At 38.8% G+C, this 22,280-nt stretch carries 24 protein-coding genes, 1 pseudogene and 1 other annotated feature; of the genes and pseudogenes, 21 read left to right on the forward strand and 4 right to left on the reverse strand.

The window, feature by feature from the left end:
* Positions 1–11: 11 nt before the first annotated feature.
* From N5C46_RS20530 to N5C46_RS20540, 3 genes are all read right to left on the reverse strand, one after another.
* Complete coding sequence (locus tag N5C46_RS20530; RefSeq protein ID WP_261749904.1) at positions 12–1,172, reverse strand: IS256 family transposase; 1,161 nt, start codon at positions 1,170–1,172, stop codon at positions 12–14.
* 182 nt (positions 1,173–1,354) lie between these two features.
* Positions 1,355–1,894 (reverse strand): PadR family transcriptional regulator, encoded by a 540-nt coding sequence (locus tag N5C46_RS20535; RefSeq protein ID WP_261750032.1) that lies wholly within the window; start codon positions 1,892–1,894, stop codon positions 1,355–1,357.
* Positions 1,891–2,733: a sialate O-acetylesterase gene (locus N5C46_RS20540; protein WP_261750033.1), complete on the reverse strand. Its 843-nt coding sequence runs from the start codon at positions 2,731–2,733 to the stop codon at positions 1,891–1,893. The genes N5C46_RS20535 and N5C46_RS20540 overlap by 4 nt, the downstream gene beginning before the upstream one ends.
* A gap of 90 nt (positions 2,734–2,823) precedes the next feature.
* Between N5C46_RS20540 and bla the strand changes: the two genes are divergently transcribed.
* Positions 2,824–3,720: a class A beta-lactamase gene (bla, locus tag N5C46_RS20545; RefSeq protein ID WP_420720427.1), complete on the forward strand. Its 897-nt coding sequence runs from the start codon at positions 2,824–2,826 to the stop codon at positions 3,718–3,720.
* A 461-nt stretch (positions 3,721–4,181) separates the two neighbouring features.
* Here the strand turns inward: bla and N5C46_RS20550 are convergent, their stop codons facing one another.
* Positions 4,182–4,685 (reverse strand): DinB family protein, encoded by a 504-nt coding sequence (locus N5C46_RS20550; protein WP_261750034.1) that lies wholly within the window; start codon positions 4,683–4,685, stop codon positions 4,182–4,184.
* A gap of 228 nt (positions 4,686–4,913) precedes the next feature.
* Here N5C46_RS20550 and N5C46_RS20555 point away from each other — a divergent pair.
* The 20 genes and pseudogenes from N5C46_RS20555 (at position 4,914) to N5C46_RS20650 (ending at position 22,247) form a co-directional block, all read left to right on the forward strand.
* A pseudogene (locus N5C46_RS20555) lies at positions 4,914–5,489 on the forward strand (dihydrofolate reductase family protein).
* Positions 5,490–5,755: 266 nt separating this feature from the next.
* Positions 5,756–6,271 carry a hypothetical protein gene (locus N5C46_RS20560; RefSeq protein ID WP_261750035.1) on the forward strand — a complete coding sequence of 172 codons (516 nt, stop codon included), beginning with the start codon at positions 5,756–5,758 and terminating at the stop codon, positions 6,269–6,271.
* A gap of 83 nt (positions 6,272–6,354) precedes the next feature.
* Positions 6,355–7,464, forward strand: coding sequence for a HAMP domain-containing sensor histidine kinase (locus tag N5C46_RS20565; RefSeq protein WP_261750036.1), 1,110 nt, complete (start codon positions 6,355–6,357; stop codon positions 7,462–7,464).
* Positions 7,442–8,131 carry a response regulator transcription factor gene (locus tag N5C46_RS20570; RefSeq protein WP_261750037.1) on the forward strand — a complete coding sequence of 230 codons (690 nt, stop codon included), beginning with the start codon at positions 7,442–7,444 and terminating at the stop codon, positions 8,129–8,131. Before N5C46_RS20565 ends, N5C46_RS20570 begins: the two co-directional genes overlap by 23 nt.
* Positions 8,132–8,149: 18 nt before the next feature.
* Positions 8,150–9,052, forward strand: coding sequence for a phosphotransferase family protein (locus tag N5C46_RS20575; RefSeq protein WP_261750038.1), 903 nt, complete (start codon positions 8,150–8,152; stop codon positions 9,050–9,052).
* Positions 9,053–9,391: 339 nt separating this feature from the next.
* Positions 9,392–10,972, forward strand: a complete 1,581-nt coding sequence (locus tag N5C46_RS20580) for a bifunctional metallophosphatase/5'-nucleotidase (RefSeq protein ID WP_261750039.1) — start codon at positions 9,392–9,394, stop codon at positions 10,970–10,972.
* A 236-nt stretch (positions 10,973–11,208) separates the two neighbouring features.
* Complete coding sequence (locus N5C46_RS20585) at positions 11,209–11,700, forward strand: GNAT family N-acetyltransferase (protein ID WP_261750040.1); 492 nt, start codon at positions 11,209–11,211, stop codon at positions 11,698–11,700.
* 91 nt (positions 11,701–11,791) lie between these two features.
* The gene (locus N5C46_RS20590) at positions 11,792–12,253 is read left to right on the forward strand and encodes an NUDIX hydrolase (RefSeq protein ID WP_261750041.1); all 462 of its coding nucleotides are present in this window, start codon (positions 11,792–11,794) and stop codon (positions 12,251–12,253) included.
* Positions 12,254–12,290: 37 nt separating this feature from the next.
* Positions 12,291–12,497, forward strand: coding sequence for a hypothetical protein (locus N5C46_RS20595; protein ID WP_261750042.1), 207 nt, complete (start codon positions 12,291–12,293; stop codon positions 12,495–12,497).
* A 124-nt stretch (positions 12,498–12,621) separates the two neighbouring features.
* The gene (locus N5C46_RS20600; RefSeq protein ID WP_261750043.1) at positions 12,622–13,428 is read left to right on the forward strand and encodes an aldo/keto reductase; all 807 of its coding nucleotides are present in this window, start codon (positions 12,622–12,624) and stop codon (positions 13,426–13,428) included.
* Between the two features lie 177 nt (positions 13,429–13,605).
* Entirely contained in the window at positions 13,606–14,097 is a 492-nt protein-coding gene (locus tag N5C46_RS20605) for a DUF1572 domain-containing protein (protein ID WP_261750044.1), read from the forward strand.
* Complete coding sequence (locus tag N5C46_RS20610) at positions 14,098–14,442, forward strand: ASCH domain-containing protein (protein WP_261750045.1); 345 nt, start codon at positions 14,098–14,100, stop codon at positions 14,440–14,442.
* A gap of 263 nt (positions 14,443–14,705) precedes the next feature.
* The gene (locus N5C46_RS20615) at positions 14,706–15,500 is read left to right on the forward strand and encodes a hypothetical protein (protein ID WP_261750046.1); all 795 of its coding nucleotides are present in this window, start codon (positions 14,706–14,708) and stop codon (positions 15,498–15,500) included.
* Positions 15,501–15,734: 234 nt separating this feature from the next.
* Positions 15,735–16,157 (forward strand): DUF4871 domain-containing protein, encoded by a 423-nt coding sequence (locus N5C46_RS20620; RefSeq protein WP_261750047.1) that lies wholly within the window; start codon positions 15,735–15,737, stop codon positions 16,155–16,157.
* 162 nt (positions 16,158–16,319) lie between these two features.
* Entirely contained in the window at positions 16,320–16,571 is a 252-nt protein-coding gene (locus tag N5C46_RS20625; protein WP_044338162.1) for a hypothetical protein, read from the forward strand.
* Positions 16,572–16,706: 135 nt separating this feature from the next.
* Complete coding sequence (locus N5C46_RS20630; RefSeq protein WP_261750048.1) at positions 16,707–17,108, forward strand: hypothetical protein; 402 nt, start codon at positions 16,707–16,709, stop codon at positions 17,106–17,108.
* Positions 17,109–17,284: 176 nt separating this feature from the next.
* Positions 17,285–17,548, forward strand: a binding site (T-box leader).
* Positions 17,549–17,636: 88 nt separating this feature from the next.
* Entirely contained in the window at positions 17,637–19,097 is a 1,461-nt protein-coding gene (gene lysS, locus N5C46_RS20635; RefSeq protein WP_261750049.1) for a lysine--tRNA ligase, read from the forward strand.
* Between the two features lie 223 nt (positions 19,098–19,320).
* On the forward strand, positions 19,321–19,872 hold the full coding sequence (locus tag N5C46_RS20640) for a serine hydrolase domain-containing protein (RefSeq protein ID WP_261752391.1): 552 nt from the start codon (positions 19,321–19,323) through the stop codon (positions 19,870–19,872).
* Positions 19,873–19,981: 109 nt separating this feature from the next.
* The gene (locus N5C46_RS20645; RefSeq protein WP_261750050.1) at positions 19,982–20,335 is read left to right on the forward strand and encodes a hypothetical protein; all 354 of its coding nucleotides are present in this window, start codon (positions 19,982–19,984) and stop codon (positions 20,333–20,335) included.
* Between the two features lie 202 nt (positions 20,336–20,537).
* Complete coding sequence (locus N5C46_RS20650; protein ID WP_261750051.1) at positions 20,538–22,247, forward strand: M3 family oligoendopeptidase; 1,710 nt, start codon at positions 20,538–20,540, stop codon at positions 22,245–22,247.
* Positions 22,248–22,280 lie beyond the last annotated feature (33 nt).

Here is a 22,280-nt window from a genome sequence, read left to right on the forward strand (position 1 = left end):
GCTTAGGGCTTTTAAAAGAATTTTCTTTTTGAATAATTGGTCTCTTGGTAATGAAATAATACTGCCCCAACCAACCGAAAAGCTGACTGCGTATTAGGGAAAATCCGTATGACCTTTTCTCTTCTTCGAACCTCTTGGTTTAAGCGTTCCAAACTGTTTGTACTACGAATGTGTGGTCGAATTTCCTCTGGGTGCTCCATGTACTGTATGGTATCTTCAAAGCCTTCATCTAAGATGGCCAACGCTTTTTCATATTTTTTATTCTCGCTAAACTGACTCATCAGTTCTTCTTTAAAGTTCCTCATATCTTCGATTTTGACGGCTTCAAATACCCGCTTAATCATCGTTCTAATTTCTTTGGAATCTTTCTTAGGGAGTTGGTTAATAATATTTCGTTTGAAATGTACATTACACCTCTGCCAACTGGTTCCAATAAATTCACGGAGAACGGCTTTTTGTAGGCCCTTATGGGCATCTGAAATCACAAGCTTAGGTGACTGTAAACCGCGCGATTTCAGCTGTTGAAAGAACCTACTCCAACTTTCGTAGCTCTCGACATGATCGACCATTAATCCTAAAATCTCACGATTATTTTTCTCAGTAAGAGCTGTCGCAATGTAGACGGCTTTTGAAACGACACGATGGTGTTCGCGAACTTTTATATACATGGCATCTACAAATATAAATGGAAAATAAGTTCCGTTCAGAGGTCTCTTAGCCCAATCATTAATGATAGGATCTAATTTTTGAGTCAGGGAAGAAACGAATGATTTTGAAACTGTTTCACCACAAAGCTGTTCCACAATATGAGTAACCTTACGGGTAGAAACACCATTGATCACCATTTCAAGCATCGAAAGAACAAAAGCTTGATCACAACGTGAGTACTTTTCAAATATGGAAGGAGAAAAATCTCCATTACGGGTGCGTGGTACCTTCAATTTGATCTTCCCAACACTCATCGTGAAATCACGCTCATAGTATCCGTTACGATAATCTAAACGATCAGTAGATCGTTCGTAGGAAGCTGCTTGTAGGTACTGGTCTCTCTCCCTTTCCATGTATTCATTTAATACAAGGACGATGGCTGAGCGAACCACCGTTTCGATGTTAGAATTTATTACTGCTTCTTTTAAAGAATCCAAATCTAGGTTAAACTGTAATTGAGTCATCTTTATTCCTCTTCTCATTGTTTATCGTCGTTGAAAACAGTGTTGACAAGAAGGAATAAAATGACTCTTTCTTTTTACACAATTATATGGACTTAATCTAAGAAAATCGCGAAACTATACAAAAAACATAAAAAAACGTCCCTTGGGCAAAACAAGAGGACGTTTTTTTCGATGGAAACTTATTAATCATTCGCACTTTCTATATCTGCCTTCAATTCCTTAAACCACTTTAAATTCACTAAGTGATGAGAACGGGAATTTTCGTTCATGCGACCAAAATAATCAATTTTACCTGGTGATTCCTCAATGGTAGCTAAGTACTCATCGAGAAGAGCAATTCTGTCTTCTGTTTGATCAATTTGGGATTGGATTAATTCTACTAATTTATGTTTATCGAATACATCTGCAAAGAGTAATGCCCCATATACTGGTAAGTTCACATACTCGGATTTCGTTCCGTATTTGGCCATTAATTTTTCAAATTCTTCTATTCCTAAAGACGTAATTTTAAAGGTGTGAATGTCCCGACCGTTGTTTGAACGTACTTCATGTGTTCCTTCAATGAACCCTTTCTCTTCAAGCTGTTGCAAATTGTAATAAAATGAACCTTTCGTATAGTTAACGATATATTTGTAATGGCGTTTTTCCATTAAACTTAATAGTTCGTAGCCATGGGCGCCAGGGTTTTGAATAAGTAATCCAAGGATGAGTAAGGGAATCAAGGGTGCATCACCTTCGCCATCTGTGCTTCAAATTCAGCGTATGTGATTTTGCCCTGAGCTAAATTCATACTGTGAATATAGATCTGTTCATTTTTTGAATAAGTATGATTTATCTTTAGTGATTGATTTTCATCCGCAAGGGGCCCTGAGATATGACACTTATTAGAAAATGCCTCGAAGTAGCGAAAACCGAATTTTCGTTGGGAAACAGCGTTCAAATGAATACCATCTGGATTGGCAGTTAGACCTTCTGCCGATACTACATAACAATTTGGCTGCTCATGAGCAAATCGACGTAATTCTTGGTTGATTTCCTGATACTCTGATGAGTACTTTCCGAAACCTTCTTTCCCTAAGAAATGCCCAAGCTCACCAATGATTAATGGAACGTTTTGAAGGTTTAATTCACTTCGTAACGTTTCAACGATAAGAGATAACTTGTCGTAAAATGTTTCATGGAGAGACTGATGGCTGTCACTTTCACCTTGATGCCAGAGGATGCCACAAATTTCACTCGTTTCAAGAGCAAATCGCGCTTCAGACAAAGCATGTTTGAAAAGAGTGCCTTGCGGGTGCCAATCGTTCAAGGAACTGCCGCCTTCCGCACAAGGAATCAACCCGATTTCATCATCCGGATTAGCTTTTGAACACAGGTCTGCAAAAGAGGCTGCCAGACTTACACCAGCAACAGGACGGTCATAATTAATGGGCTCTGTCATCATTTGCCACTGACCGTTGCGAAGCATTTTTATTTTCTCATTATAGATAGGCTCTACATCATGCAGGAATCCACGACCTGCCATATTCGATTGTCCTAACATTAAAAAAGATTTGATCATTTACTTTTCATTCCTTTACACAATAGTCTAATTAGACTAAGCTAGTATAAAGTCTAATTAGACTATTGTCAATGAAATAGGAGAGGACTGATGATGTTGAAAAGTGTCAGAATGTTAAAAATCTTGATGTGTGTTGGACTATTAAGTTTAAGCCTCTTTGGAAACGGATTAAAGCAGACCGAGGCAAAAGAAAAAGCAACAGGTCATGGGACTGGCCATAAGTTCATGCAACTCGAGAAAAAGTTTGATGCCCGCCTCGGCGTCTATGCGATTGACACCGGTACAAATCAGACGGTGGCTTATCGACCTGATGAACGGTTCGCCTATTCATCCACCTTTAAGGCTTTGGCTGCAGGGTTGGTGCTACAGCAAAACTCGATGGACGAACTTGACGAAGTCATCACCTACACCAGAGATGACCTCGTCACGTATTCTCCCATTACAGAGCAACACGTGGATACCGGTATGACCCTTAGGGAAATTTGCGATGCGGCTATCAGGTACAGCGATAATACGGCAGGGAACCTTTTATTGGAGGAACTCGGAGGACCTGACGGCTTCGAAAATGCACTGAGGCAAATCGGCGATCATGTCACCGAGGCTGATCGCTTTGAGACTGATTTGAACAGTGCCATCCCAGGAGACATCCGTGATACAAGTACAGCAAGAGCACTTGCCACCAACTTGAAGGCTTTGACGGTCGACGACGTGCTCCCGCATGATAAGCGTACCATCCTGACAGATTGGATGCGGGGGAATACTACTGGAGACGAACTGATCCGTGCGGGTGTACCTAAAGGTTGGGAGGTAGGCGATAAAACGGGGGCTGGAGGCTACGGAACGCGAAATGATATCGCTATCGTATGGCCGCCGAATCGAGCCCCCATTATTATCGCGATTCTATCCAGCCGTGATACTGAGGATGCTGCCTATGATAATGAACTTATAGCAAAGGCAGCCAAGGTCGTACTGAAAGAATTTAAGTGATTTTCCGAAACGTCAAAGAATCCGGACAATCCATTTCCTCGTGAAAATCGTATGATTTTAAATAAGATAAAAGTGATCGATCAAGCCACTGCATAGACCAATTCGCTTTTAATCTAAATGGAGAAGAAAAAATGCTAGGGTTAAATCGCTTGCTTCTTCTAAGGAATTAAAACCGTTTCCGGTGGGGGATGAATAAGAAGGTGGAGCTGGATAAAGAGCAGAATGAGTCACTGTGAGGCGATGACTTAGGAGATTGTCGTCTTTCTCTTATAAAATAAAGTTTATCTAGAGTTAGATTCCCTTTTCGAAAAAATTGGTAGTGAGTCCATTGTTGATGTTAATCCAATCGTAATAAAGTGGTTCTGTTAAACTCTAATGTTGAAATATAGTCAAAATAATGAGGAAACCCAAAAAATACAGGGTTTCCTCATTCCTAATACTATCGAACTCGCTAGATAGTGTTAGAGTGGAGGATTTTCCACACCTAAGTGGATCCAATCTTCTTTTGGCGGTCCATAAACGCCAAACGGTTTGATTCCGGCTTGACGCATAAGAATAGTAATTTGGCCACGATGATGAATAATGTGTTTAATTAGTCCCATTAAAACTTGAGCATTTGTTTCTTCCCTGCCAAATGCAATTTGTACTTCTTTCAAGGATTCGTCTGTCCATTGTTGTTCAATGGCTTTGACTGCACTAGAACTTATATTTTTAAACGTTTCAGCCATTTCTTTAGCTGAGGCAGGGACATTTTCCTCATTTTCTACTCCGTCTACATTCAGCCCGAAATGAGTTAAATACTCTGGAATATTTGTCGTGAAATGCCAAACAATCCTACCCAATGAACGACCTTCCGGGTAAACTTTTTGATTCAATGAATCATCCGTTAAACCTTCCAAAACCTCTTGAGTTAACGTTGCCTCCCAATTCCATTCTCTAATAAAGTCTGCAATCGTTACATACATATACCACGCCTCCATAATCCCGTTTCAATAATTACTCATTTATGAAAACACATTATAAAACACTCGTTCGCATTATTCAAATTTCCTCCTTTACTTTTATTTTAAATATTTAATTTATGAATGGCAGTTTAGATTAGCATCCATATAAAAAAAACCAGTCGGGAATTGTTTTGAATTTTCAGTTATCGTATAGTGTAATTATTCCTAATAAATAAAGGAGAATCGAAAATGAGAAAACTTGTTCTATTTATGCACGCATCGCTTGACGGTTTTGTAGAAGGGCCGAAGGGGGATATGGACATTGGATGGGTTTCCTACGATGCTGATCTTGAGAAGCACGCGAAAGAAATTCTGAGTACTGCCGACACTGTCATCTGGGGTCGTGGGACATACCAGATGATGCACAGTTACTGGCCATCTGTCTCTTCAAACCCATCAGCTTCACAACATGAAAGAGATCATGCCGAATGGATCGAAAAGACAGAAAAAATCGTTTTTTCGAGGACACTGGAAAAAGTCGAATGGAACAATTCCAGACTGGTTAAGTAAGATGTCATGAAAGAGATCAACAACCTCAAACAGCAGCCTGGTCAGGATATGGTCATACTCGGAAGTCCAAGGTTCGCACATTACCTTATGCAGCTAGATTTAATAGATGAGTATAAAATTACAGTTTCTCCCGTTCTGATCGGGAGCGGGCTGCCGTTATTCCAAGGTATCAAAAATAAGATCAATCTTAAGCTAATTGAAAACAAGTCATTTGACTCTGGCGCCATAGGGCTCGTTTACCAGACGATTAAATGAACTTGCTGCCCCAAATGAGTTTAAGCAAAGGCATCACAAAGACAGCATACTTTTCAGATTCTCCTTCAACATAACTCAATCACATCATTTTTCGAAAAACTAATATTTATTGTTTTGACGTGATCCTTATGGGAGTGCGTCTTTTTGTTTACAGCATTTAAGAATTAATTAAGAACTACATAAGAAATCATTTAGAATTGCTCCTTACAATGAGTACATGTCAGCCGATGAGGTGACAAAAACGAATTTGAGAAGGAGTTTTTTATATGTTCAAAAAAGTAGGTTATTACTCCGTTTTATCCCATCTTTGGATCCAGTGGATCATATTGGGGGGAATCTTGCTTAATACATTTATGGTTTATCCAAATATTTTTCACAACGTACCGGAGACGTTGGAATCATCGATGGACTGGATGCAAGTCGCAAGTCCACACACCTACTTTCCGCCATTGGGGTTTGTCAGTATCCTGACGGGTGTCCTGGCAGGAATCTTTGTGTGGAAAGTGAAACCGGCAAGAAAATGGGTACTCTTCAGCCTGATGGCCATCATATTAGAAGGGGCAGCCTCCATCCTGTTTGAGTGGCCGCGGAATGAAATCATGTTTATGGAAGGTGCTGACATCCATTCTGTAGAATTTCTAAAACAAACGGTGAAGGAATTCAAAATGGTCCATTGGTTCAGGGTGATGTGTAATGTCTTTGGTTCATTGTTCATTTTTATAGGATTTATAAAGTTTGATCGTTTTATGACCTCGGAACATCAAGGGGAGAATCGTAAATAATATAAACACGTGCCGGACAGTCCGTTTTGAGAAACGTCCGGGTTGTTCGATCATTGTAAGTCGAAAGAGGAGGTGACAGTGCGATGTCCATAAAGAAAAGACTGATCTTATCGAATATCGGGATGATTTTTATCCCGATAATCAGTTTAATCATTGTCGAACTTGGTGTCGGATATGTGTTTTTTTATGTGCTTGGAAAGAAACCTGAAGGGGAGGATATGCAGGTCTTTCAAACCTTTCGTTTTGGGGCGATGATCGTGATACTCTTCGTCACCAACGGGATCCTGACGTATTTTATTTCAAGGAGTATCCTTGGACCAATCAAGAGTTTATCCATGGCGGCAAAAAAGATCAGTGAAGGGAATCTCGATTACAGCTGTGCTTCAGAGCAAGAGGATGAATTGGGGCAATTGTCCAATACTTTTGAAGAGATGCGGTTGAAACTGAAGGAAGCGTCGGTGGTTCAGCAGCAGTACGAACTGAATCGCCAGGAGCTCATTGCCAGTATTTCGCATGATATCAAGACGCCACTGACCTCGATCAAAGGATATGTGAGCGGCATTCAGGATGGAGTGGCGGACACGCCTGAGAAGGTGAATCGTTATATTTCCAAGATTGAAAAAAACGCTCACGATATGGATGCCCTCATCGATGAACTGTTTCTCTATTCCAAACTGGACCTTGAACAAATTCCATTTACATTTGAGAAGATCAAACTGGACGATTATTTTCAAGACTTTATTGAAGAACTCTCGTTAACCCTTGAACATGACCATGGGAAAGCGGTACTGATCCATGATCCTCTAAAGTCTTATGCCGTGAGGGCGGACAGGGAAAAATTAAACAGGGTCGTCATGAATATCACACAAAACAGTCTGAAGTATATGGACAAATCAGTGAAAGTAATACAGGTCATCCTCAGTGAGAACAACAATGAAGTCCAGGTGGAAATCAAAGACAATGGGAGCGGAATCCCCAAAAAGGATCTATCCAATATCTTTGACAGCTTCTACCGGACAGATGAATCGAGGAATTCAGCCACGGGAGGCACCGGGCTCGGACTGTCGATTGCCAAAAAAATCATCGGAAATCACGGCGGGAAAATCTGGGCAGAGAGTGAGCCGGGAGTGGGAACGAGCATTTATTTTACATTGAAAAAGGTGAATGAGCGTGAAGAAAATATTGATTATTGAAGATGAGATGGATATTGCTGAACTGGAAAGGGATTATTTAGAGGTGAACGGATTTGGCAGTGATATCGCTTCGACAGGGGAGGAAGGGCTGAGACTTGCAAGGACACATTCATACAACCTCATCCTGTTGGACTTAATGCTGCCGGGAATCGACGGGTTTGCATTATGCAAAAAGCTCCGGGAATTCTTAGATATTCCGATTCTTATGGTGACCGCCCGAAAAGAAGACATTGATAAAATCAGGGGATTCGACCGCGGAGCAGATGATTATATCGTGAAGCCCTTCACACCGAGTGAACTTATTGCCCGGGTAAAGGCGCATATGTCAAGATACGACCGATTAATCAGTCGGGAAGCCCCGAAAGATGAAATCGAAATCAAGAACCTCAGGGTGGACCTCGATTCCCGGAGAGTATACGTGGACAATGAAGAAAAACCATTAACCGCAAAAGAATTCGATTTATTGGTGTTCCTGGCCACCCATCCTGACAGGGTCTTCACAAAGGAACATCTATTCGAAAGACTCTGGGGATATGATTCTTTCGGGGACATCACGACGGTCACCGTCCATATTAGAAAAATCAGGGAGAAAATTGAAGAGGACCCCTCAGATCCTGTATTCATTGAAACCATTTGGGGCGTAGGCTATCGATTCAAGAAGCAATAGGGAAGGGGGGCCTTACAAGTGGAAGCTACCAAGAAGTATATGAAAGAGATAATCCGTCGTTTCCCTGACATCCATATGGAATCGGTTCAAGTACTTGGCGAAGGGAGGATGAGTATCGTCCTTGAAGTCAATGATCGGTGGGCATTCCGTTTTGCAAAGAACGAAGGGGGATCAATGGATCTTGAGAAGGAAATCAGCATCTTGCCTGCCATTCAGCCTAAGCTATCATTGTCCATCCCATTTTTTGAGTTTGTAGGCAGGCAGGAAAATGGGCTTTATTTTGTAGGGTATAGGAAGCTGCCTGGTGTGCTCCTTGAAGAAGATTCCATTTCGAGACTCAGTCGGATTCAAGTCAGGAATCTGATCGGATCACTTTCTAAATTTATGAAAAGTCTGCAAGCGATTTCGGTTGAATCGGTGGCATACCGGGCTTTACCTGCCGTAAACCTTGAAACCAAGTACTTACAGCTGTTTAAAGAAGCAAAAGAGAAAGTGTTCCCCTTTACTGACGTCAAAACAAGAGACTACATCTCTGGCCGGTTTAACTCGTTTTTACAACATCCTGATTATCATACATATACACCCACATTGATTCATGGGGATCTTTCCCCCAATCATTTCCTTATTGATACCGAAACAGGTGAACTGACAGGGATCATCGACTTCGGAGATATGTGCCTATGTGACCCCGACTATGAATTACTATATATCCTTGAGGATTGTGGAAAGGAATTTACAAGAGATTTATTACGTTCGCTGGGATATTCAAACGTAGAAGAGAGGATTGAAAAAATCTCTTACTTTGTTACATTCGATCAGATTCAGTATATGATTGATGGGATTATCAGGGGAAATGAAGAGTGGGTGGAGGAAGGATTGCTGGAGCTTGGGAAAGAGTTGGGAGGGTGTATGGGGAAATAGGCAATTGAGAGGATTCCGGCAGCCGCGGGGACAGGTGCCTTGGCGCTTACTTACCAGGTCTGACAAATACACGGAAAAATTCCGCTTATGTCGTCTTTGCTAATAGAAAAGACCTGAAATAGAAGAAAAAATTCCGCTTAATTTCCCCAAATACAACGTTCATTTTGAATGTAAGCGGAAAATCTCCGCTTATTTTTTTTTGAGAAACGGCTTATCCCTTTGCCATAATCAGTTTGAAGTTTGTATGATCACGTCTTTACAAAACCATAACTTTCTATTAAAAACGGGTCAAAACTACTGTGCTACCTTGAAGATGACAAAAGCACAGGGAGGTTTTCCATGTCTTTGAGTAAATGGATGTTGGCAGCAATCGCAACGGGGGTGTTTTTCATCGGATCATCATTTGCGTCATCTTCCACCGACCCTGGAGAGTATATTTCCGTGCAGCTTCTGGGAGTCAATGATTTTCATGGCCAGCTGGAAACGGTTCGAACCAGGAATGGAAAGCAGGTAGGCGGTGCTGAATACTTGGCGGCCTATTTAAAAAAGCACCGGCAGGAAAACGAAAATACCCTGTTGGTCCATTCTGGTGACATGGTTGGTGCAAGCTCACCTGTGTCATCTCTTATGCAGGATGAACCTGCCGTCGAATGGATGAACGAGGTCGGATTTGATATCGGGACGTTAGGGAATCATGAGTTCGATGAAGGAACGGAGGAGATGTTCAGACTCCTTGATGGCGGCAAACATGAGAAAACGGGTACCTTTGAAGGGGCGGCTTTTCCATACACAGCTGCCAATGTTATCGATAAAAAGACAGGGAAAACCATTTTACCACCATATTTAATCAAAGAAGTCGATGGGGTGCCCATCGGGTTTATCGGGGTAGTCACGACAGAAACGAAAGATATCGTCCTGCCAAGCGGGATTGAGGAAGTTGAATTCACGGATGAAGTCACTGCCATTAATCAAAGCGTAAAAGAATTGAAGGCAAAAGGAGTTCGGTCCATCGTCGTTCTCGGGCATGTTTCCGCTTCTTCAAATGAGGACGGAACAAATCCTGCTCAAGACGCCGCTGAATTTGCCCCCCGCATCGATGATGAAGTAGATATCATCTTCGGCGGCCATAGTCACGGCTTTGCCAATACATCAGTTGATGGGAAATTGATTGTTCAATCATACTCATATGGAACTGCCTTTTCAGATGTAGATCTCCTGATCGACCGGGAGACGAAGGACATCGTCAATAAGCAGGCAGCCATCCTATCCACCTATCACGATGGAATACTGCCTGACAAAAAAATCAAACAGATGGTCGATTCTTACTCCGCAGACAAGCAGATGATGCTGGACCAGAAAATGGGTCAGGCCGAAGCCCCCATCACGAAAGAAAAAACCGCCAGCGGGGAGCGGCCGATTGGAAATCTTATCGCAGATTCACATCGGGAGAACATGCACACCGACATCGCATTCATGAATCCGGGTGGAATCCGGGCGAACCTGGATGAGGGGGAACTTACTTGGGGAGACCTGTACACCATGCTCCCCTTCGGCACCAACCTGGTCAAACTATCATTGACCGGCGCCGAGATTAAAGAGGCACTGGAACAGCAGTGGACAGGCAATTTTCAAACCATCATGCAGACATCGGGGCTCGACTACACGTACGACAAAGACGCACCACCTGGCCATAAAGTAGTAGCGATGACTGATAGAGATGGAAACGCCATTCAGCCGGACCAGACATATACCGTAGCCCTCACAAATTATCTTGCAACCGGTGGAGACGGATTCACTGCCTTTAAAAAAGGCAATGATTCTGTGGAAGGCCCGCCGACATTGGACTCATTCATTACCTATATCATTGAATCAGGCGGAAGCGTAGCACCACCTGAGACAGGTCGGATCAAGGTACAGTAAAAATAAAACAGTAGAGCGGGGCAGATCCCGCTCTACTGTTTTATTTTCATTTATTTAATGGAAGAGGAGTATTGCTCAAATCTATAATATTTGAAATAATTGGAATTATCTTGTTTTTAATATTAGTTACCAAGTATTGAAGCAGCAGGAGTACAGTAGCTGAGGATCAGGAAGCAGACTAGTTAAATAACAAGAGTCCCTAAAATGGATTTTAAAAAAGTAGGCGGTGTACATTTATGAGTAATCATCCTGTTGTGAAACCATATTCTATTATATATCAAACTCAAGTCGTAGATTTAATTCTACATATCCAGCAACAAGAATATAACATTCCGATAACCAAGAAGGATCAACCCGATTTGTTTAACATAGAAGATGTTTATCAGATGGGTAAGGGCAACTTTTGGGTAGCAGTTTATAACGATCATATCGTTGGTACAATCAGTCTATTAGATATAGGAAATAATCAAGTGGCATTAAGGAAGATGTTTGTACATAAAGAATTTCGAGGAAAACAATATAAAACGGCCAGTCTGTTATTAAATAATGCAATTAACTGGGCAAAAGAGCATTCAATAAAAGCCGTGTATCTTGGAACCACACCGCAATTTCTAGCCGCCCACCGATTTTACGAGAAAAATGGATTTACAAGTATAGCTATTGAAGAATTGCCTGAGAATTTCCCAGTATTAGAGGTCGATAAAAAGTTCTATTATTATTCGGTTTAATAGACTTCAACAATAGGTGGGGACAATAACTGATCCAGCTATCTTGAATTATCAGGCAGATTAAAGAAAGAATAGAATTGAGGTGAAATAAATGTCTCAAGATGGAATTGTCTTAGTAGCAAGTGTATCAATCTTACGTCATGGTAAAGTCTTGATGATAAAAGAAAACAAACCCAATGCCGTCCATAAGTGGAACTTTCCGAGTGGGCATATAGAGTATGGTGAGGATATTCTTTATTCAGCTAAAAGGGAAGTGAAAGAGGAAACGGGTTTAGATGTAAAGCTGATTGGCACGACCGGAGTATACAATTTCACCAGTAATACGAACGATCAAGTCATTCTATTTCATTTTATTGGTGAGATTACTGGAGGTACATTACATCTTGAAGAAGATGAAATTACTGACAGCAGGTGGATAAAAACGAATGACCTTTTAGCATTAGAAAAAGAGGATTTGCGAGAACCGCATGTATTAAAACAAATCATTCATAACTTAGTAGAAGAAAATATCTATTCCATTAGCGTCATGAATGAGCAACTTTTTAAGGGCTAATATAAATTTACATAATATTTTAAAAGGAGATGTTTCTTTGTTCCTATTCACATCAGCGCAATCAACAACAACCGTAAATACCGGTGATATTATTTTTCAGTTGGTGTCTTTAGTATTTCTTTTGGCCATTCCAGTGGGCATCATTCTATTTGTCGTTATTCTGAGGAGAAGAAATAGCAGGCTAAAACGGGTCGAAGAAAAATTAGATAAGCTTTTAGCAGATAAGGATAATAGTAAAGTATAACTTTTGATAGGTTTATCAATGGGTTATCTCCCTCCTTTCATATTACTTTTTGAAAATTCTATAATTTGATATGATGGACTTTGTAATCAGGAAAATTAAGTATACAGAGGGAGTGCTTAAACATATGGAATACATTACGCTTAATAATGGGCTGAAGATGCCAATTGTAGGGACAGGTACAAATACGTATGGGAAAGAAAACAATGACTATAACGCAGCGTTAACAAATGAAATTCCAGAACTCCTATCAGCACTTGAGTTGGGGTACCGTTCAATCGATGCAGCCATCATGTATCGAAACGAAGAACTTGTCGGAAGAGTGTTAGCAGAGAGCACAGTGCCTCGGGAAGAGTTATTTATTACGACAAAGGTTCCAGCCAATGAAGAATATATTTCTTCGAAGGAAGCTACCCGAGCAGCCATCGAAAACAGTTTAAAAAACTTTCAAACAGACTATCTGGATCTGCTTCTTATTCACTTTCCTATCGAAGACAAAGGACAACTTCAAAACACGTGGGAAGTCTTTGAAGAATACTACGAAGCGGGCAAACTAAGAGCAATCGGCGTTTCAAACTTTAAAAAAGAGCATCTGGAAGAATTGAATGAATTCGCTAAAGTGAAGCCAGCCGTTAATCAAATTCAAATTAACCTAAAAGAACCTAACAAAGATCTCCTTGAAGTTTTAAAAGAAGAGGGCATTACACCCGTTGCATGGGGACCTATGAAAGCCGAAGCCCATCAACAAGAGGCTTTGGATGAAATTGGTGAATCCTATAAAAAATCAGGCGCACAAGTTTTACTAAAATACCAAATCCAACGTGGTGTGATTGTTATTCCTAAATCTCACAACCCTGAAAATCAAGCATCTAATCTAGATCTTTTTGATTTCGAATTGTCTGCAGAAGATATGAAAAGAATTGAAAACTTATAATTCCTTTGTCCTTGATCCTAGTGATATTGATAGTATCGCTAGGATTTTGATTTATTAAAAGCCAAGTGATTGGCTCTATTGATAAATAGCTTCATTGTTTTTACAGTCATAGTTAAGTTTACAAAGAAATTTAAGAATGGGTAGAATTTTGGCGTTGCGTAAAATGGGGGTAACAAGGTGGACATTAATCAAATCATCATAAATAACTTAGTAACAAAATTTGTACAAATAAAAAGTAGAATGTTGTCTGTCATAAATCAACTTTCTAATGATGATATTAATTGGAGACCCAATGAAGAAAGTAATAGTATTTCTAATTTGGTCATACATATTGCAGGGAATATACATCAAAGAATTGAGGTGGGTATCTGTGGTCTTCAAGATAATAGAGATAGGGATGAGGAGTTTAATATCAACAAAATAGTAAGTAAAGAAGAAGTAATTGATATGATAGAGAGTCATTTTGAAATTTTAGATAAAACGATTAAAGATCTTGATTTTAACGAATATTTAAGACCACAAAAGGTACGGAATAATGAAGTAACCGTATTGGATGTCCTTTTACAATGTGCCTCTCATTTTTCGGAACATCTGGGCCAAATCTTGTACATAGGAAAAATGAGACTTAATAATGAGTATATTTCAACTTCAATTCCCAGGAAAAAATAAATGAAAGGACTAATCATAAAATCTCCCTGGATTGAACTCATATTGGAAGGGAAAAAGACATGGGAAATCAGGGGTTCCAATACAAAAATACGAGGACCAATCGCTCTTATAAAGAGTGGTTCAGGTATGGTTTACGGTGAAGTAAATGTAAGTGATAGTAAAGAGTTGACCTTAAAAGATTACCAAGTAAGCAACGAATTTCATCGTGTTCAAAGTGAGAGTTCACAAGCATTACCTTATAAAAAAACGTATGCTTGGGTCCTTGAAAAACCTCGGATTTATAAAGAGCCGATACCTTATAAGCATCCTATGGGGGCAGTTATCTGGGTTAATCTTTCTATATAAAATCTTACTGCCTTGTTCCGGTATAGGGGCAATAATTTAAGTTCAGCTAATTGATCACCGGCAAGTGCCTTATTCAATTATAGGGCAGGTTAATTGAAGAAGAATAATTGTAAATGATATTCCCAAAACTAAAAATTAGAGGTTATTAAAAGCAAGGAGGTTACTCTTTTGGTTGTTTTGGGAACAAACAATTTTTACGATGATACAACTTGTAATGTAAGAGGTATCTTTTTAGAATTTTTAGTTGTAGGTAAATCACTATTATGAGGAAATATAATTTTTTTTTATTCTTCATTGGATTTATAATTACCAGCCAAATAGCTGGAGCTAAGAATTATATCAATCAACTGGTTCCTTTTGCGGAACAATTAACGACGCACTCATTAAAGCATTATGAGATTCAAAACATTAAGGTTGAAAATAATTCTGGGCAGCAGCGTGTATTCAGTATTAAGGATGGTTTTCAAGAACGGGTACTCAGAAAAGTGGTACACTGGCTTAATAACTCTAGCCGTGTAAATGGAACAAGCGAAGTATCTTTAGATAACCCATCCAACAAATTGACATTAAAAATGACAAATGGTGAAGTGATTACCATTGAACCCGCTTATACGTGTGTAACTGTCAATAAACGCAAAACCTGTACGGCTAAAGATGGAGAACTTATAGTTTCGCAAAATAGCCAAAAAACGCGGTTAAAGTCACAATCTTTTTATGATTGGATCTTAGTAGGGTGGAGAAAAGAATTGAACGGTCCAACTAAAGAAGAGCTGCTTGAGGAAGCATTGTTTACACGTTATTTATATTATTTGGGTCCATCCTATGATGATTTTTTTATGTGTCCAAAAATCAGAATTGAACCCATTGATGGGGATCCCAGGAGACATCTTATTTATGCCGGTGCTTTAAACTATTCAGGACACCACGGTAGCGATTATGATAAACTCACTTTTTTTGTAAGGGATTCTAACCTAACAGGGTTACAAGTGACAAATGTAAAAATAAAGAAACACATTACGCAAGAAGAAAGCAAAAAACAGTGTCAAACTTTCGATTAAATATAGTTTATATAAGGAGTGTTTATTTTAGTAGGGTGAACACTTCTTTTTGGGTTCTTCAGCAAATAAAAGTTATTATTTTGTGAAGGATTGTACTTAAGCTAACAGGGGCAATAACTGAAGGTCAGCAAGTCTCGATCCGTCTATTGCCCTTCTTCAATTGGGCAGGATTGTTGAGTAAACTCAAAAGCTAATACACTTTTTAAAATATTAAAGTGATGGGGGGAGATGTCATTGAGGAATATAATCTGGTTACTGATTTTGACTGGAATATTATTTACAGGATGTGCAGACAATGATAGTACAAACTGGAGGTTAAGCCCTACATTTACTTATGATAATATGACCTTACACGGAACAGAAGGAAAGTTCGGGATTTACAAAGTGAACGGTGAAAGCGATGAACCAGAATTTCCAGTAAATAAAGGAAGACAGTACAACGTCTATTTCTTGGAGAGTACAGAAGATTTTAATGGTAAAAGATATAAGATGACTGCGACTCATCAAAATTCAGACGATATTGTGGAACTTTATGAATGGGAGGTTGATAATAAGCAAAGCGGAGCAAAATTCTCACTTGATAAAGAAGGTCTTTGGAAGATTGATATATTTGTTGATGATGAACCGTATACAAGCTTTATTGTTGAAGCGAAATAAATAAGTATTCAACTAGCAGGGGCGTTTGCTGAACAAGCAGCCGCCCTTTGTTCCAGTAAAGGAGCAGGTTAATTGAATATCCGAAACTTAAATAGTCGGGTTTTCGTCTAATAAATATAAAGTTAGAAAACAGATTAATAATGGTCTTGGGAGGAGGATAAAATGAGAAAGCATCTAGGTTGGGCACCTATCGGAATTATAGGGGTTACTTTTATACTCCTTTTCCTTATGAGGGGAAAAGTTAGTGGCTATATAGGAACCACCGTGTTAATTACTGGGATAGTACTAGCTTTGGCGACTGCCTTGTTAAGCAAAAAAGGGAAACCAAAGACAATCTCAATATCAATATTAGGAATTCTTGTTGGAGGATTTATTATGCTTGTTTTGGGGTTTATGATGAACGGAGGACTATAAGAACTATCTTCCATTATAGGGGGCAATAACTGAAGATCAGTAAATTGATCAGGCTATTGGCCCTCTTCAATTATCTGGCAGGTTTGTTGAATAATATGTAACCTTTGTTAGGTCATTTAGGTCTATATAAAAGGGGTGAGTGGATTGAAATTTATAAAGTTATTCAATGGTTTGGTTGTATTACCTTTATTGTTGATTACAGGATGCAATAATTTTCAAGGGGGAACTACAACTGTATCAAGGGATAATGTTGATGCAGAAGAAGTTTTAAAATTGGATTCTGATGCTGATATTTTTCAATATGATGGAGTTATCTATAAAACTAATATTGATTGGGTAGAAGAGTTATCTTTAACAAAAGATGTTCAAATCGGTGAAATACAAACAAAAAATGATACTAACACAGATTTTAAAGATGAGATGTCGAATAAACTCCCTGTTGGTACAAAGATTTTTTCTACTAGAGAAAGAGAAGATATTTTAATTGTTGAAATTGAAGGCGAAATCAAAAAATACCTTGCCATCGTTGAAGGGTAAACGCAATATCTTGTTCAACAAACGGGGGCAAATAACTGAAGATCAGCTAATTGATCGCGGCTACTGCCCTTCTTCAATTAATGGGCAGGTTAATTGAATAAGTCAGAATAAATTCTTAATTGAATTTGACCTGCCAGTTTATTTATTGTAAAATATTCTTAATTTTCAATACGAGACAACTGGCTATGAAGAGAAGAGTAGTTTTGATTAATTATTTTCAGAGAGCTCCGGCAGGTGAAAAGGAGTAATAAAAATCTTAATGAAAAAAGACTTGGAGCTTTGCGCGGATTTAAGGTTCTTCTTAATGATGTTGCAACGGGATCTCCCGTTATAGAGATAGGGTATAATCAATTATAAAATTGCCGTACCCGAAGAGGTTGATATGGTGACATATCAATAAACTGAGGTGGTACCACGGAGATATAACTCCCGTCCTCAAGATGAATAATCTTGGGGGTGGGAGTTTTTTGTTGTTTAAAAGAAACAATCCAAAGATTTTAAAAAACAAAAATGAATGGAGTGAAATGTATGAGTAATGAACAAACAGAGGGTAGAATTGAGAAGTTAGAGACATTAAGGTCCCAGGGAATTTCAGTACACCCAGAAAGGTTTTCCACTAATTATGAGCTCTATGAAGCCTCCCAGCTTGAAGACGGTACTGCTGGTGTGCGAGTGGCAGGTAGAATAATGAGTATTAGAAACTTCAACAAATTAGTTTTCATTACCGTTTCAAACATTCAAGGAAGCCTACAACTTCTTTTAAAAAAGGATGAGGTTGGAGAGATATCATTTGAACAATTTAATGATTTATTAGATATAGGAGATTTTATTGGCGCGGCAGGTCGTATGTACACGACAAAGACGAAAGAAAAAACATTACGAATCGAAAGCTATATTTTTCTTGGGAAAGCATTGAGAAGTCTTCCGGAAAAATGGCACGGCATAAGCAATATTGAACTTCGATATAGACAGCGTTACTTAGATTTAATGATGACAAAAGAGACACAAAATCGATTACTTTCAAGGAGCAAAATGGTACGGGCGATTCGCAGGTTTTTTGAAGATCAAGAATTCCTGGAAGTAGAAACGCCAGTGTTACAACATACTTCATCCGGTGCCATTGCGAAACCCTTTAGGACATATCATAATTCGTTAGATACTGAATTAAACTTACGGATTGCTCCGGAAACTTATTTAAAAAGGTTAATCGTAGGTGGTTTTACGAAAGTATTTGAATTTGCAAAATGCTTTAGGAACGAAGGGATAAGTCCTCAACATCTTCAAGAATTTACTATGGTGGAAGGTTACGCAGCATATTGGAATTATGAAGATACAATGAATTTAATGCGTGAGATGGTATTGTTTATTTTAAGGCAAACCTTTAATACCACGACGATTACATTAAAAGGACAAACGATTGATTTTTCACTTGAATGGGAAGTGATCTCCTTCAGGGATTTAATTCTCAAAGAAACAGGAATAGATATAAACCTTTATCCTGACGTAAAAGATTTGTACCAAGAAACGAAAAGAAAAAATATCGAACTGGATCATACTGAAATTAATTCTTTAGGGAGAGGCAATTTCATTGATTTACTTTATAAAAAAACGTGCCGGCCACAACTTGTAAAACCCACATTTTTAATCCAGCATCCTATTGATTTATCCCCACTTGCAAGAGCAAATGATGAGGATCAAACTCTTACCGACCGTTTCCAATTAGTCGTAAATGGAGCTGAAATAATTAATGCTTATTCAGAACTTGTTGATCCTATTGAACAACGAAAAAGATTGGAAGCTCAAGCCATTTTAAAAAGTAATGGGGATCTAGAGGCTATGGAGATGGATGAAGACTATTTAACAGCTATGGAATACGGGATGCCTCCAGTTTCAGGGTGGGGATTTGGAATAGAAAGGTTATTAATGGTACTAACGGATAGCGATACAATTAAAGAATGTACATTATTCCCTTTGACTAAAAAGTTATAGTAACGCTGCTATCTATTCTTATCCTTAGAATATGCAGCTTTTATTCCACATGGGGAAATACCTAAAAATCAGCTAACGTTCCCCGGCTAATGTCTTGGAGTTATCACAGAAAAATCATTGAATAAAGAGGCATAACCAAAAGCAGGGTTATGCCTCTTACTGTGGAATAGATAAATAAGTAGTGAATTCTTAGTAATACAGAAATGGGTGAAATAAATTGATTGTGGAAGCTGATAAAAGATCATTTCAAGATATCACTAAATACACGGAAGAAATAAAAAAGAAGATGCACGCTTCTGGAGCAGCATTAGTCATTATGAAGGATAACGAGGTCGTACACGAATGGTATTCCGGTACCCATCATTTTGACACTGGTGCTAGGAAAATAGATCACCTTTCACAATTTAATGTGTATTCAACCAGGGTAACCTATGTTGGTTTAGCAGCAGCACTGGCGATCTATGAAGGTTACTTAAATCTTGATGATAAGCTCAGTGACTATTTTAAACAATTGGATAAAAGGATATTAGGTGAGACGACCGTAAGACATTTGGTTACAAGGTGCACTGGATTAAAGATTAAGAAGGATATAGTCCAAAGGGTTTTCGATTCAGGAACCTCCATTGAAGGGAAGCGTCCTGATTTATTAGCTGAAATTGTCGAGCAAGCTACTGGAAGAACGGTTAACGCAATACTTTCCGAGAGGGTATTTGAACCCCTAGGTTGGAAAAGTACAGAGTGGGCGACAGAGGGAAAAAGCACGGTTAGTATGTGACATCCACTCTCCAGGGACTCATCCTTCTATAAGGATAGGATCGAATATAGGGGATGAAAGAAACTTGTTTGTTAGTAGTAGAGAGTTGGCACTATGGGGTAGCCTACATTTGAATAAAGGTTTAATGGATGGAAAACAAATCTTGCCAGAAGGTGTATTTAACCTTGCTACAACTATACAAAGTCCCAAAGGGCTTGACCAAACTCTGCCTAGATTCGGATTCTTCTGGTGGTTAAAAGATCATCAAGTGTCGTGGGAATATAATGAATTAGGAACAGAATTACCTGAAGGGAGTTACCAAATTCTCGGGGCTTCAGGTTGTTCTTGTCTGGTCATTCCCCGATATCACGCTGTTGCTGTAAGGATGTACAATAGTTTATATACATATGAGAATAAGAATTTCGATTATATAAAGGATATACAAACATTTGGAAACTTGGTTGTGAAAGAGATCAAAGGTTGACGAAAGAATAAATTCTAAGGGAAATAAAGAAAGGGAACTTTCAGATTAAGAAAGTTCCCTTTTGCGTTCAAAGAAACAATGGGTTGAATAATTATATTCCTTACCTTATATCGCTAGTATACCATTCAATTTTTTGAAATATAAGACTATTATTACATAAAAATGTCCATTACCATTAATTTGAAGAGAGAGGGGGAGTAGGGTGGATTTTCATAATCTTAATTACAAAAGACCAGACATTGGAGAATTTGAAGGAAAAGTACTTCAACTTTTAGAAAGGTTCAAAGCAAGTGATTCTCATTTGGAGCAGTTCGAAATAATAGATCAGATCAATTTTCTTCGGAATGATGTGTTAACGATGTTTACTATTGCTCAGATCAGGAGTCACTTGAATACTTTAGATGTTGCATATCAAAAAGAGCAGCAGTATATCAATGAGAGTTGGCCAATCTATGAAAAAATAGTAGCTCTTTTTCATGAGCACGTTTCCTATTCTCCTTTCAAAGATGAAATCAAAGAGAAATTTGGTGAACAATTTGTTTGCTTAGCTGAAGCTTCTCAGAATACAGTTAGTTCTGAAGTAATCGCATACTTAATTACAGAAAATAATCTCATAAGTGACTATACAAAATTGCTGGCAACATCAACCGTTGAATTCAGTGGAGAGAATAGAACTTTATCTCAATTAGACGCATTTTTGTATTCAGCCGATCGTTCAATTAGAAAGCAAGCCGGTGAAAAAAAGTACGAGTTACTCAGCCAGCTAGAAGATAAGATCGATCATATTTTTGATGAATTAATTAAGGTAAGAAACACCATGGCGATAAAGCTGGGACATAATTCCTTTGTGGAGCTTGGTTATGCCAGGTTATCAAGAGTCGGTTATGATCAAGCAGATGTAGCAGACTTCCGGAATCTAATCTTAAAATACATCGTTCCCATTACTGAAAAAGCGAGAGAGAATCAACGGATCAGATTGGGTTTAAATAAGTTAACCTTTTACGATGAGGACATTCGCTTCAGGACCGGCAATCCAACCCCAAAAGGTGACGTTGAATCGATGGTATCTAGTTTTGAAGAGATTCTTAATGAAATGTCAATGGAATTGGGGGAATTCTTTCATTCGTTGTGCACGAATCATCTACTCGATTTACTTCCTAAAGAGGGCAAAGCAAGAGGTGCCTATGCTACATACTTATGTAATGAAAAAACACCCTATATTTTTGCGAATTTGAATGGTACCAGAAAAGATGTCAAAGTGTTAAGTCATGAATTTGGGCACGCCTGGCAAATGTATCTATTTAATCAACGGAATCGTATTCCGGAATACATCCTGCCTACAAAAGAAGCTTGTGAAATTCATTCCATATCGATGGAATTCCTTGTTTGGCCCTACTTGGAGAAAATCTTTGGTGAGGATGCTGATAAGTATCGATATGCTCATCTTGAAGATGCCATATTTTCAATGCCTTATAGGGCAGCCATCGATGAGTTCCAGCATTTCATCTATCAGAACCCTTCATTATCCATTTCAGAGAGAAAAGAAAAGTGGATTGAAATTGAGTGCAAATATATGCCTTACAAGACAGAATACGAAAACACCTATTTAAAAAGAGGAGCTTTCTGGCAGCAACAAGCACACATATTTACAACACCCTTTTACTATATAGACTATGCCCTTGCCCAAATGTGTTCCTTACAGATCTGGAGCAAAGCCCAAACGAATGAATCAATGGCTTGGGAGAAATACATGAATCTTTGTAAGCTGGGTGGAAGCAAATCATTTCTCCAATTAATAGAGGAGAGTGGGATTACCTCCCCATTTAAAGAACAGGGGTTTAATTTCATAATGGGTGAGATTGAAAAATGGTTTGAGTTGAACGAGAGAATGATTGAAGAATTAGTCGATTAACACAATAAGAGTTTTAAACGCTACTATAATAGA

This window comes from Rossellomorea vietnamensis (assembly GCF_025398035.1).
In the GTDB taxonomy this organism is placed as follows: Bacteria; Bacillota; Bacilli; order Bacillales; family Bacillaceae_B; genus Rossellomorea; species Rossellomorea vietnamensis_B.